The organism is Companilactobacillus metriopterae (assembly GCF_004117915.1).
Taxonomy (GTDB): Bacteria; Bacillota; Bacilli; order Lactobacillales; family Lactobacillaceae; genus Companilactobacillus; species Companilactobacillus metriopterae.
This window is the reverse complement of record NZ_RSTD01000003.1, coordinates 123,211-135,984: the sequence shown is the minus strand read 5'-3', so window position 1 is coordinate 135,984 and position 12,774 is coordinate 123,211. Positions and strand designations below refer to the sequence as shown.

Sequence of the window (12,774 nt, the reverse complement as noted above, 5' to 3'; positions counted from 1 at the left end):
TATGGTTATATAGTAACCTGAAATTTTGAAGATATATCTATACAAATAAGAAATAAATTAGAATAGTTGTGAATATTCTGTTACTTTGTCAATTCAAAACTCATATCAATGAGCGGAGTAATCTTGTCTAAACTGACCGTACCGTCCAAAACAATAGTAATCCAATAATCTTTATTCATATGATAACCCGGGTAAAATCCCTCATCTTTTCGCAATGACCCTAATATTTCTGGATCAACTTTGACATCAAGAATATCAAGCTTTTCATTACTGTCTAGGCCTATTTTGTCAGCTGTAATGGTCATAATTAACGCAAACCATTTGCCATGATCTGAATGACGAAAAACTCCGTCTTCAGGAAACTTCTTAAAAGGAAAAGTGATTTCTTCACCGTATTCGGTTTTTATGTACTCTAAAACTTGATCTTTGATTTTCATAATACTGCCTTTGACTAATTAACCTATGAATGTTTTTCAACTTTCAAAATATCTTCTAGTTCCTTCATTTTAAAATCGTATATTTTTGAGAGTATAAGACATAGTCTTATATCAACTTTTTTAACTTGATCTCTTTCTATTTGATTCAATCCAGTTGTAGAACTTTGATAATCATATTTTGACAACTCATCAACAACATCTTGTAAACTCATATCAGCAAAAAAACGCTTAGATTTTAAGAAAAAACCCAGTGTATCTTTATCTTTTTGATTCATTATTTTCCTTTCAATAATAATTAGCAATACAACTTGACATCAATGAATTTATTTGTGATAATGTGGTTGTCCTTTATTAAGGAAATATTCCTTTTATAGAACAAATATAATTTTGGGGGTAACTAGATATGATTACACTTTTCAACTATTTAGGTTTATGTGTTCTATCAGCAATTAATGACGAATTCTTTGATGGTACTCGTTAATATCAAGTTAGATATTGAAAATTATCTTTAATGTATTTTTAGACAACTTACATTATATCAAAAATAGTATATGTAATGGATTTCATAATACATTATCATATACTTTTTTATAGTTAACTCTCAATTATTTGAGAGTTTTTTTAATTTATAGAAACAAATTTTATTTATAACGATTTTTATTTAAAAATTAAATATTTATTTATATTAACTATTGTATTAATTCAAATTATATATTACTATTTAACCATAAATTAATTCAAAGGAGCTATATAATGATTACACTATTTAACTATGTTCTTGCTTGTACAGCATCAGCAGTTTACGACGAATTCTTCGACGGAACAAAATAATAAAAAAAAGACATCGTAATGATGTCTTTTTTTATTTGTCCTATAAAATAGATCCACTAGAATTTATAACTTCTTTATACCAATTAAATGAATCTTTCTTCATTCTTTTCATAGATCCATTACCTTGATTATCACGATCAACATAAATCATGCCATAACGTTTTTTCATCTCACCAGTAGTGAATGAAACCAGATCAATGACTCCCCATGGAGTGTATCCCATAACAGGAACTCCATCATAGTTTACAGCATCCTTGATAGCGTCTATGTGTTGTCGTAAATAATCTATTCGTTCTGGATCATGTATTTTTCCATCTACCACTTCATCAATAGCTCCAAAACCATTTTCAACTATAAATAGTGGTATCTGGTATCTCTCATACAAATTATTCAACGTATATCTCAATCCATCAGGGTCTATCGCCCATCCCCAATCACTAGATTTAATATAAGGATTATCCACTGAATTATCTAATCCACCATTTACGACATTGCCAGTATTGTCATTCTTAACATCAGATTTCACAACTGTTGACATGTAGTAACTAAATCCAATAAAATCAACTTTTCCTAACTTTAATTCTTCTAAATCTCCATCTTGAATACCAATATCATAATTATTACGATCAAATTCATTTAAAGCATATGAAGGATAGTAACCACGTACTTGTACGTCTGAGAAAAAGAAGCGTTGATGCATTTCTTGTTGGGCTAACAGAATATCTTTAGGATTTGATGAATATGGGTATATAGGCACATGGGAAATCATACAACCTATTTGAAGGGTTGGATCAATTTCATGACCAATCTTCACAGCTCTGGCACTTGCTAATAGCTCATTGTGTGCTACTTGATATAAAATTTCTCTAGGGTTTTCTTCTTTTTTAATCTTCACACCAGAATTAGTCCACATAAAAATTGGATTATTCAAATCCATTTGATTATTAATCTCATTAAATGTCATCCAATATTTTACTTTTGAGTGATATCTTTTAAAACAAACTTCTGCGAATTTAGTAAAGAAATCAACTACGTTACGATTCTTAAATCCACCGTATTCTTTTGCTAAATGAAGAGGCATCTCAAAGTGAGATAATGTAATAACTGGTTCGATATTATATTTTAATAACTCATCAAAGACATTATCGTAAAACTTTAATCCTTCTTCATTAGGTAATTCTTCGTCACCGTTTGGAAAAATTCTTGTCCATGCAATAGATGTTCTGAAACATTTCAATCCCATTTCTGCAAAGAGAGCAATATCTTCTTTATAGTGATGATAAAAATCAATAGCTTCATGATTAGGATAAAACTTGTCTGGTTCTATCGTCTCTGTAATCTCTCTGGGAACACCATTTGATCCAGCGGTCATTACGTCAATAACGCTAGGTCCTTTTCCACCAGCATCCCAACCACCTTCAAATTGATGAGCAGCAACTGCTCCACCCCATAAAAAATCTTTAGGTAATTTTGACATTATTTTCTCCTATTATTTGTTTAATTCAAGAACAGCCTCACCATTTTTAACATCTTTAACTGGATAAACTATCACATCTTTATATTCAGCTGAATTAGTTATAACCATTGGTGTAACTAAAGAATATCCGGCATCTTTTATAGCATCTGCGTCAAACTCAAGTAGTAAATCACCTTTCTTAACAAGATCACCCACTTTTGCACGCTCTGTGTAATGTTCTCCTTTTAGTTCAACTGTATCCATTCCTATATGAATAAGTACCTCAGCTCCATCATTTCCACTGATACCTACTGCATGTTTTGTATCAGCAAACATAACTATTTTTCCATCTACGGGTGAGTACACTTTATTACCTGTTGGTTCAAATGCCATACCTTGACCCATAGCACCTGAAGAAAATACTGGGTCATCTATTTCAGATAATTGAAGTACATGACCATCGATAGGACTATTTACAACAATGGGATCAGTATTAACTGCGTTTTCTTCTATTTCTGATTTCTCAGGATCTTCAACTATACCTTCAGCAATTGCTTCTTTTTCACCTGTACCAAGAAACATAACCATTGCCATAGCGCCAAAGAACGCTACTGCACATCCTATAACTATTCCAATAAATGATGCTTGATTTGCACCAATACCGTTAACCATCGTTAACATACCAGGTAGTCCAGCATATGCATAATAGTGTGAGTTAAAGAAACTCATAACAATTCCACCAACAGCGCCAGATACACAGGCTATAACAAATGGTTTTTTAAATTTCAATGTAACACCATAAATTGTTGGTTCTGTGATACCAAAGATACCTGTAACAAAAGCAGATAATGAAACACCCTTCAAATCTTTATCTTTTGTTTTTAGGAAAACTCCTAATACTGCTCCTACTTGCGAAACAACTGCGGCAGTTTGAAATGCTTGGAATGAATCCATACCATACATATCAAAGTTAGCTAGTACAACTGGAGTGATTCCCCAATGAACACCAAAGATAACAAATACTTCCCAGAATCCACCGATCACGGCTCCTGCCAATGGAGGAGCAACTTTAACCATCCAGTTGTAGCCATTAGCAATACCATTAGCAGCTAATTGAGATACAGGTCCTATTAACAAAATAGTTAGCGGAACCATTATCAAAATACAAAGAAATGGTACTGCCAATGACTTAATTACATCAGGCATGTGTTTATTTAGAAATTTTTCTAAATAAGATAACAACCACACCAATAGAAGTGGTGGTAATACTGAAGATGTATAAACAGTTTGTGTCAAAGGTATACCTAAGAAATCAATTGTATGGCCCGAGGCAATGCTAGCTGCCATAGTTGCCCATGTTGGACTAACCAAGGCAGCACAACAAGCTACTGCAATAAACATATTTGTTTTGAAATGTTGTGATGCAGTAATAGCGATAAAGATAGGTAAAAATACAAATGGTGCCCATGATATAAAACTAAGTACTTGATAGGTACCGGTTTTAGCAAAATTACTAATAAATAAATTGAGCAAAATTAGTATTCCTTGTAGAATACCTGCTGCAGCTAAAACATAAATGAACGGTGCAAAAACTGCTGACATTGTAGCAATAATTTTATTCAAAACACTTTGCTTAGGTTGATCCCCTGAATCATTCAATTCAATATCGGTTAGTTCAATAAATTGATCATAGACATCAACAACATGTTGACCAATAACTATCTGAAACTGACCGCTATTTTCAACAACTGTGATTACTCCATTTAGCTTACTAACTTTTTCTTTCATCTCTGGAGTTGTATTTTTTAACTCCAATCTAAGTCTAGTAGCACAATGAACTACATTATTAATATTTTCATCCCCGCCAACTATATCGTAAATATCTTTGGCTAGTTTTGAATAATCCCTTACCTTTTCTGCCATAATTCTTCTCCGTAAAGTACCAAATATTTTATTTTCTATATAGATTACATGTATAATATTAATTGTGCATGCACACTTCGTCAAGCGCTTTCATTATTATTTATTTATGTTTACAATTAAGAAGAAAAAGCCAAAAAGGACTGATATATATGCCAAAATATAATGAAGTAGTAAATTCTATACAGAATTTAATTCAAAAAGAAAATTTGAAACAAGGCGACAAATTACCTAGTCTTGCTCAAATGATTGATCAATTTAAAACTAGTAAAACTACAATTGTCAAAGCCTTGGATATTTTACAAAAAAACGGAACAGTTTATCAGGTTCACGGTAGCGGAATCTTCGTCAGGCGTAGTCAAAAAAACGGTTTAATCGATCTTTATACTAACAGTGGCTTCACTTCAGATCTGGAAAAAGTTAGATTGGAAGCATCCGATATCTCTATTTCATCCGAAATACCTAATAATGAAGTCTCAAAAAATTTGAACTGTAAGCCTGGAGAAGAAGTCTTTCATATTAGTCGTTTAAGGAGTACAAGTGACGAAATTCTTTGTATTGAAAATTCTTATTTAAAAAAAACATTAGTACCTTATATAAATAAAGAAGTTGTAGAAGAGTCCATATTTAATTATTTATTTGAATCTTATAATTTGGAAGTTGGATTTTCTGACAAATATCTTTCGGTTTCGAAATTATCTGACAAGCAAGCCAAACTTTTAAATTTAAAAAAAGATGATCCTTGTCTTATAACAAATGAATTATTCTATTCTACCAATGGAGAACCTTTTGACTATTCAACCAACATCTACAACTATAAAAATGCTAACTTTTTTCTACAAATAACTAACAACTAACAACTTCACCCACTATTAACTTTTGATTAATTAAGTCTATAATGATAGTTAAATAACAGAAGGAGTATTTTTTATGAGTAAAAAAATTCAAGGTTCATGTACAACAATTTTGGTTGGTAAAGATGCTTCAATTGATGGCTCTACAATTATTTCAAGAAATGATGATGGCCATGAGGCACTTGATCCTCAACGTTTTATCGTTGTTCAACCTGAAGATCAACCTAGAAAATATCAATCAGTTATCAGCAAAGTTCAAGTTGACCTTCCTGATAATCCTATGCGTTATACCTCAATTCCTAACTCTATTTTGACAAATGGTATCTGGCCTGCCGCTGGTATCAATAGTGAAAATGTTGCTATGTCCGCTACGGAAACAATCACTACTAATTCTAGAGTATTGGGATTTGATCCATTAGTAGATGGTGGAATTGGTGAAGAAGATCTTGTTACACTGGTTCTTCCTTATATCCATAGTGCAAGAGAAGGAGTCGAAAGACTTGGATCTCTTTTAGAAGAATTTGGAACATACGAAACAAATGGAATTGCCTTTTCTGATCATAATGAAGTTTGGTGGCTAGAAACAATTGGTGGACACCACTGGGCTGCGGTTCGTATTCCTGATGATGCCTATGTTGTTGCACCAAACCGTATGAATATTGATGACTTTGATTTTGATTCAGCTGATACACTTTGCTCAAGTGATTTGAAAGATGCTATCGCAAAATATAATTTAAATCCTGATTTTGAAGGATACAATTTACGCCACATCTTTGGTAGTGCAACTATAAAAGATACTGTTTATAACAACCCTCGTGCTTGGTACGGTCAAAGTTACTTCAACCCTGATTTGATTCAAGATATTGATGACCAAGATCTTCCATTTATCTGCTTTGCAAATCGCAAGATTTCTATTGAAGATGTAAAATACGTGCTAAGCTCTCACTTTGAAAACACAGAATATGATCCTTATGGAAATGGTACTGAAGATGAAAAACAACTACTTCGTCCAATCGGAATAAACCGTAACCACAACGTTCACATTCTTCAAATCAGAAATAATGTTCCTGCAGAAATTTCTGGAATCCACTGGTTAGCTTATGGTGCTAACACTTTCAACACTGTTGTTCCTTTCTACAGCAACGTTGATGACACTCCAGAAAGTTACAAAGATGCCAATGGAACTTTCAACATGAATAACATGTATTGGTTGAGTTGTACTACTGCTCTACTTGGAGACACAGATTACGATTTGTATGTTGATTTACGTGATACCTTCGAGCTAGAAGCAATGGGTGCTTATCGTAAGATTCAAAATGATACCGATGCAGAATTTTCATCAAGTTCAGATGTTAAAAAATATCTACAAAGTGCCAATGAAAAATTAGCTAATGAATCATTTACTAGACAAACAAAATTACTTGGTGACATGGTTATTCTAGGTTCAGAACATATGAAATTAAGATATAATCTTAACGACTAAAAGCATCCCTTGTGGATGCTTTTTTTAATAGACACATTTAGTAATTCGGAGTAAAATGGATTAACTTTATTAAAGGAAGTACGAAATGAAAAGAAACATTTTACTTATAGTAGTACTAATAACAGTTGATGGATTTTTTGCCATCAATGACAGCAATCTAACTACAGAAGCTGACAGATCAGCATTAGTTAGTACTTTAAATCAGTCCAAAAATGATATATCCAATTTATTCAGTTCATTATCATCTAGATTATTTGCCATAGAAACTGGTGAAACAGCACAAAGTGAAAAAGATGCTGCAAAAAAAGTGTATCCAAATCAAACACCGATTTTTTCGATATTTAAAGAATACACTCCAGGAAATACTTATTATTATCACTTTACTAGTAAAACTCCAACTGTTGCCAGACAAGCATTCAACGATGCAATTTCCACATATAATAATACCGGACTAGTCAAACTAGTCGAAGGAAATGGCAGTGATGACGTAAATACCATTACATTTTCTATCTATCATGATAATCAAAGTTATACTGATGGACAAACTATAGAATTAGGTAAAGGTGGTCCACAGCTTACATATAGTCCTAGTGATGCCTCTAAAAAAGCAATTAACCATGCAAAGGCAAGTATCAATATGTCTTATTCTGAATCTGTAGCCGATTCAGTTACTGTTCACGAGTTAGGTCATGCTTTAGGATTAGAACATAGTAAAGACCCAAGTTCTGTGATGTACCCTAGCAATCAAGGCGTTAGCAAATTATCTGAAAGTGATCTGAATGCTTTGAGATCTATTTACTCTAAAAATTAACTTTTTTCTAATTTTTAGAGATTTATATTAAAAAACTATTTGCAAATTAAAAATTAAATGCTATGATATGTTCACAAAATAAAATAACAACAAGAAAGACAAGTAGATATGTTAGGGCTGACAGTGAAATGAGAATTAGTGAGAACTCATTCAGATACTTAATATTTTGAAAAACACTTTCTAATGTTTCTAGCTGAAAAGTTTTCTTAGTAGGTCTAGACGTTACCGGTACGTTATCATTCGGAGGAGTATGTTAGTACTCTTATTGAGGTGGTCTATTTAGGTATAGACAACTTGGGTGGTACCGCGAAAAGTCTTTCGTCCCTATACACAGGGATGGAAGGCTTTTTTTATTTTGAAAAATTAAATGCGGGGTTGAAATTATGAACTTAATTATTCCAGAATCATATGATCCAAAACTATCAATCAAGGATACACAAAAAGCCATAAGATACATTCGTGAAACATTTCAAAACGAATTTGGAAAAGAATTAAATCTGTCTAGATTATCTGCACCTATGTTTTTAGAAAAATCTACTGGTTTAAATGATAACTTGAACGGAGTTGAACAGGCTGTATCTTTCACTATGAAAGACATGGGTGACGATACAATAGAAATCGTCCATTCATTAGCAAAATGGAAAAGATTTGCTCTGGGTGAATATGGATTTGACCTACATGAGGGATTGTATACAAACATGAATGCTATCCGTAAAGATGAAGACTTGGATAACTATCACTCAATTTATGTTGACCAATGGGATTGGGAAAAAGTGATTTCTAAAGACGAACGTACCAAAGAAACCTTGGAAGAAACAGTTAGAGAAGTTTTCAAAGTTATCAAACATATGGAACATGAAGTTTGGTACAAATTCCCAGAAACAGTTCACAAGTTGCCTGATGAAATTCACTTTATTACAACACAAGAATTAGAAGATAAATATCCTGATTTAACTCCTAGAGAACGTGAAAATGCCATCTGTAAAGAGTACGGTGCAGTATTTATAGAACAAATTGGTGGAAAATTAAAGAGTGGTGAACGCCACGATGGACGAGCACCCGACTATGATGATTGGAAACTAAACGGAGATATCATGTTCTGGTATGAACCTCTAAACCAAGCTATCGAAGTATCAAGTATGGGAATTCGAGTTGATAAAGATGCCATGTTATCTCAACTAAAAGAGCTTGATGAAGAAGCACGTCTGGAATTACCATTCCATAAAATGATTATCAATGAAGAACTACCTTACACAATTGGTGGTGGAATTGGCCAATCACGTCTATGTATGTTGTTACTAGGAAAAGCACATGTTGGGGAAGTTCAAGCAAGTATTTGGCCAGCGGATATGATTGAAGAATGTAAAAAGAACGGAATTAATATTCTATAAAACAAAAAAAAGATGCCTTTTGGCATCTTTTTTATTTAACTTTTGGGGAGAAAGTTAATTATGAGGGGATTAATATTTAAGGGGGGAATATTAATGAAAAAATCTATTAGCCATCTCTCTTATCTGACTATGATTATATAATAACTTGAAATTATGAATATATAGATACAGAGATGAGAATTATTTTCTGTAAAACTATGAATATTTTTTGAAAATAAAAAAAATCATAGAAATTAATCTATGATTTCTGCAGTATTTTGATTTTCTTTTAGATCAAGGTAGAATGCAGCAAAAGTAGCTGATTTATACGGTGCTAACCAGATATATCCTATACCTAAAGTTAACCATGCTAGGATATCCCAGCCAAGGAAACTAAGTTGTAATACAAAATATCTCCATTTGTTTCCATCCATCATTTGACGACTCTTTGTTATGTAATCTCTATAATGATCAGATGTATTTCCAGATTCAACCGCGTCTTTGTAAATAAACATTGCTTGTGAGTAGGCAATTGCCTTGATAACTCCGGGCACTATAAGAAGAATAGACCAAAGTAATACCCATATATAGTTTAATAATTGAATAAAGAATGAACCTGCAAAATAATCCTTTGTAAATGCAACAAACGCGCTCTTAAATGGTGTTTCTGGAGCATTCTTTGTATTAAGCCAATCTATGAATACAAACACTATTCCTGATGTAAGAATTCCCAATAAAATAGAAACTATTATTCCAAATGCAGAATTAGTACTATTAGTAGCTGATTGGGGATCATAATAATTATATGTAGAAGTATAGGCTACTGTCCCAATTCCTACAAAAATATAATAAAGTGTAGGAATAATATTAAGTATGATTCCCTTACTCCAGTTGCCATGCAAAATTTCTTTAGCGCTACTTTTTAGTGATGCACTAGTTTTAAAATTAGAATCCATTGTAAACCCCCTTATTTAATAAACATTACTTATAAAATATATCACACATATTATAAATTTAATTAATTTTTTTAGATTTTAGATTATCATAAAAATTAGCATTTGTTGCATTTATGTATGGTGTTAACCATATAAAACCTATGCCCAATGTAAGAATCGAAAGCAAGAACCATCCTAAAAATGAAAGCTGCAAAACAAAATACTCCCATTTATGACCATCCATAAGTTTTCTGCTCTCAGTTATAAAATCACCAAAGTTATATTCTTTTTTATTACCTTCGTCAATATAATCCTTATACAAATAAATCGCTTGCGAGTACGAGATCATTTTAATTATTCCAGGTACAACCAATAATAGTGACCAAAGATAAAAATAAAGGGAAGATTCAATTCCAATTATAATATTACCTTTTACATATTTAGGTGAGAAACCTGAAAATCCAGAATTAAATACTGAATCCATGTTGATTTTTTCACCTCTCAACCACCCTAAAAGAGTGAACATTACTCCGTAAGAAACTAGCATCATTCCTATTGTTACAATAATGAAATTCACTACACATATAAGAATAAATATAATTACTGCTAATGGTTGACCGTTATTTACCGGTTCTGATATTAAGATGCTTATTGGCAAAAATACCACCTCTATAATTCTTATAGCTCCTAAAACTATCATGCCAGGTATTATATTTAGCAGAATTGTGTATAACCAGTTACCTTTATACATATTTTTAACATCTTGTTTTAGTTCTGCACGACTCTTGTAATGTCGTTCCATAAAATCCCCCTTATAAATACTGATATAAATCACTATTAAATATATCATAAGCGTTTAAAATATTAATAAATAAATTTATATGTCATTCCAATTTTTATTAAATTATCAAATATAATTAGTCTTTACTCCTAATTTCAGATAAAATAAATTTAAATTCAACTAGGAGAATCAAACATGGAAAAATTTTGTCAAAGTTGTGGTATGCCACTAAATTCAGAAAATCTTGGTACAGAATCTGATGGTAGTAAATCATCTAAATATTGTAACTATTGCTACGAAAACGGAAAATTCATCGAACCCGACATTACTATAGAAGAAATGATCTCTAGAGGTAAAAAAGGAATTGATGAATCTAGCGATAACTTTATCAAAAAGGCAATGCTAAAAATGTTCTATCCTATGCAGATTAAGGGATTAGATCGTTGGAAAGCATCAAAAAACAAATAATGATTAAATCAATTATGACTGACGAAAATTTTCTATCTAAAAAATCAATACCAGCAACTAAGGACGATCTAAATGTTGTTAATGATTTAATGGATACACTTGAATATCATTCTGATAATTGTGTCGGAATGGCAGCTAATATGATTGGTATCAGCAAAAATATTATTGTTTTTAAGTTAGGAAATACTTCTGTACCTATGATTAATCCTGTTATAATATCTAAATAGAATATTTACGAAACTAGTGAGGGTTGCTTATCACTAACTGGCGAACGTCCCACAAAAAGATACCAAAATATCAAAGTCAAATACTTAGACATCAATTTCATAGAACATACCCAAGATTTTTCTGATTGGATTGCTCAAATTATTCAGCATGAAATTGACCACTGCAATGGAATTATTATCTAGCTTGAGAGGAATATTTGGTTATTCCTCTTTTTTATTATCTTTTTAATAAAATATTTTATTGAAATTAATTATTATTCAAATATAATTATATATAACTAAGGGGGGACCACATTATTAAAAATAATAAACTAATTAAGATTATTACTGCTGCCACTGTTGCAATATCTATTGCTAGCACAGCAATAATCTCAACTACAAAGGTAGCTGCTGCTTCAAGAGACGTAAAAATTACAATTATTGATCCTAAGACAAATCAAAAGTCTAATCAAGATGTAAAGCGTTCTTACAATAACTTACCTGCACGTCTGAACTCACTGCAAAATATCAAAGTTTATATTGATCCAAAACTTCCATTTTCACAAGTTACAGCTATTAAATATGCTTTGGGTGCTTGGGAAACTTCAGGATTTTTAAATTTTGTCACTACTTCTGACCCTGATAGTGCTCAAATTGTTTATACAAGTTCAACAGCTGAAATCACTGATGATTTAGCGGGTGAAACAATGTTATCTTACTATCCTTCAGGAAATGCTTATCAAATAATTTCTAGTGAAATCAGCTTATCTTACAATGGTGAAACACAAACAACTGAAGATATGGTTCACACAGCAACACACGAAACTGGTCACGCACTAGGTTTAGATGATGAAACTGATCCATCATTAGAAACAACATCTGTTATGTACTATCAATTAACAGATCATTCATCCGACCTTGGATATTCTCTACACGATTATGATTTGCAAAAACTATACTCACTATACTTCCCAGGTGCAAAGTACAACGATAACATCTCTAACAATACATTTGTTAGAACTACAAAATGGGATTCAGCTATTGTAAATAAAGATAGTAAAAAAGTTGGCGTTGTCCCAGCATACTCTTCTTGGGCAGTTAAAACAGGTTATCTAAATATCGAAACGAATACGTCCTACTATCAAGTGGGAAATAACCAATACATCTCAGAAAATGATCTATATTAATAAAAAAGCCACGAAGAAAATTCTTCGTGACTTTT

General features: G+C 31.9%; 12 protein-coding genes, 1 pseudogene and 1 other annotated feature. Of the genes and pseudogenes, 7 read left to right on the top strand and 6 right to left on the bottom strand.

The genetic code is table 11. The annotated features are described in order from the left end of the window. Positions 1–80 precede the first annotated feature (80 nt). The 4 genes from EKN01_RS07075 to EKN01_RS07060 all read right to left on the bottom strand — a co-directional run bounded on the left by EKN01_RS07075 (position 81) and on the right by EKN01_RS07060 (position 4,647). Complete coding sequence (locus EKN01_RS07075) at positions 81–437, bottom strand: MmcQ/YjbR family DNA-binding protein (RefSeq protein WP_129045585.1); 357 nt, start codon at positions 435–437, stop codon at positions 81–83. Between the two features lie 23 nt (positions 438–460). Beyond that, positions 461–712: a hypothetical protein gene (locus EKN01_RS07070; protein WP_099974009.1), complete on the bottom strand. Its 252-nt coding sequence runs from the start codon at positions 710–712 to the stop codon at positions 461–463. A gap of 596 nt (positions 713–1,308) precedes the next feature. Then, positions 1,309–2,745 (bottom strand): 6-phospho-beta-glucosidase, encoded by a 1,437-nt coding sequence (locus tag EKN01_RS07065; RefSeq protein WP_129045584.1) that lies wholly within the window; start codon positions 2,743–2,745, stop codon positions 1,309–1,311. Between the two features lie 12 nt (positions 2,746–2,757). Beyond that, a complete protein-coding gene (locus tag EKN01_RS07060; protein WP_129045583.1) occupies positions 2,758–4,647 on the bottom strand; it encodes a beta-glucoside-specific PTS transporter subunit IIABC in 1,890 nt (629 codons plus the stop codon). A gap of 149 nt (positions 4,648–4,796) precedes the next feature. Between EKN01_RS07060 and EKN01_RS07055 the strand changes: the two genes are divergently transcribed. The 4 genes from EKN01_RS07055 (at position 4,797) to asnA (ending at position 9,183) form a co-directional block, all read left to right on the top strand. Beyond that, the gene (locus tag EKN01_RS07055; protein WP_164966385.1) at positions 4,797–5,501 is read left to right on the top strand and encodes a GntR family transcriptional regulator; all 705 of its coding nucleotides are present in this window, start codon (positions 4,797–4,799) and stop codon (positions 5,499–5,501) included. A 73-nt stretch (positions 5,502–5,574) separates the two neighbouring features. Further along, on the top strand, positions 5,575–6,981 hold the full coding sequence (locus tag EKN01_RS07050; RefSeq protein WP_129045581.1) for a C69 family dipeptidase: 1,407 nt from the start codon (positions 5,575–5,577) through the stop codon (positions 6,979–6,981). Positions 6,982–7,066: 85 nt separating this feature from the next. Next, positions 7,067–7,792, top strand: a complete 726-nt coding sequence (locus EKN01_RS07045) for a M57 family metalloprotease (RefSeq protein ID WP_129045580.1) — start codon at positions 7,067–7,069, stop codon at positions 7,790–7,792. An 80-nt stretch (positions 7,793–7,872) separates the two neighbouring features. Then, positions 7,873–8,121, top strand: a binding site (T-box leader). A gap of 54 nt (positions 8,122–8,175) precedes the next feature. Beyond that, entirely contained in the window at positions 8,176–9,183 is a 1,008-nt protein-coding gene (gene asnA, locus EKN01_RS07040) for an aspartate--ammonia ligase (protein WP_129045579.1), read from the top strand. A 233-nt stretch (positions 9,184–9,416) separates the two neighbouring features. Here asnA and EKN01_RS07035 read toward each other — a convergent pair whose 3' ends face one another. Together EKN01_RS07035 and EKN01_RS07030 are read right to left on the bottom strand one after the other, a co-directional pair. Further along, positions 9,417–10,118 (bottom strand): DUF975 family protein, encoded by a 702-nt coding sequence (locus tag EKN01_RS07035; protein WP_129045578.1) that lies wholly within the window; start codon positions 10,116–10,118, stop codon positions 9,417–9,419. A gap of 58 nt (positions 10,119–10,176) precedes the next feature. Further along, on the bottom strand, positions 10,177–10,899 hold the full coding sequence (locus EKN01_RS07030; RefSeq protein WP_164966384.1) for a DUF975 family protein: 723 nt from the start codon (positions 10,897–10,899) through the stop codon (positions 10,177–10,179). Positions 10,900–11,073: 174 nt separating this feature from the next. Between EKN01_RS07030 and EKN01_RS07025 the strand changes: the two genes are divergently transcribed. The 3 genes and pseudogenes from EKN01_RS07025 to EKN01_RS07015 all read left to right on the top strand — a co-directional run bounded on the left by EKN01_RS07025 (position 11,074) and on the right by EKN01_RS07015 (position 12,739). Next, positions 11,074–11,346, top strand: a complete 273-nt coding sequence (locus EKN01_RS07025; protein WP_129045576.1) for a zinc ribbon domain-containing protein — start codon at positions 11,074–11,076, stop codon at positions 11,344–11,346. Then, positions 11,346–11,756 (top strand): annotated as a pseudogene (locus tag EKN01_RS07020) (peptide deformylase). The gene EKN01_RS07025 and the pseudogene EKN01_RS07020 overlap by 1 nt, the downstream one beginning before the upstream one ends. Positions 11,757–11,866: 110 nt before the next feature. Further along, positions 11,867–12,739 (top strand): M57 family metalloprotease, encoded by an 873-nt coding sequence (locus EKN01_RS07015; RefSeq protein WP_129045575.1) that lies wholly within the window; start codon positions 11,867–11,869, stop codon positions 12,737–12,739. The last annotated feature ends 35 nt before the right edge of the window (positions 12,740–12,774 follow it).

What these genes read in the sequence shown, in the direction of transcription:
- EKN01_RS07075 (WP_129045585.1), bottom strand. Translation starts at nt 437, where the DNA reads ATGAAAATCAAAGATCAAGTTTTAGAGTACATAAAAACCGAATACGGT.
- EKN01_RS07070 (WP_099974009.1), bottom strand. Translation starts at nt 712, where the DNA reads ATGAATCAAAAAGATAAAGATACACTGGGTTTTTTCTTAAAATCTAAG.
- EKN01_RS07065 (WP_129045584.1), bottom strand. Translation starts at nt 2,745, where the DNA reads ATGTCAAAATTACCTAAAGATTTTTTATGGGGTGGAGCAGTTGCTGCT.
- EKN01_RS07060 (WP_129045583.1), bottom strand. Translation starts at nt 4,647, where the DNA reads ATGGCAGAAAAGGTAAGGGATTATTCAAAACTAGCCAAAGATATTTAC.
- EKN01_RS07055 (WP_164966385.1), top strand. Translation starts at nt 4,797, where the DNA reads ATGCCAAAATATAATGAAGTAGTAAATTCTATACAGAATTTAATTCAA.
- EKN01_RS07050 (WP_129045581.1), top strand. Translation starts at nt 5,575, where the DNA reads ATGAGTAAAAAAATTCAAGGTTCATGTACAACAATTTTGGTTGGTAAA.
- EKN01_RS07045 (WP_129045580.1), top strand. Translation starts at nt 7,067, where the DNA reads ATGAAAAGAAACATTTTACTTATAGTAGTACTAATAACAGTTGATGGA.
- asnA (WP_129045579.1), top strand. Translation starts at nt 8,176, where the DNA reads ATGAACTTAATTATTCCAGAATCATATGATCCAAAACTATCAATCAAG.
- EKN01_RS07035 (WP_129045578.1), bottom strand. Translation starts at nt 10,118, where the DNA reads ATGGATTCTAATTTTAAAACTAGTGCATCACTAAAAAGTAGCGCTAAA.
- EKN01_RS07030 (WP_164966384.1), bottom strand. Translation starts at nt 10,899, where the DNA reads ATGGAACGACATTACAAGAGTCGTGCAGAACTAAAACAAGATGTTAAA.
- EKN01_RS07025 (WP_129045576.1), top strand. Translation starts at nt 11,074, where the DNA reads ATGGAAAAATTTTGTCAAAGTTGTGGTATGCCACTAAATTCAGAAAAT.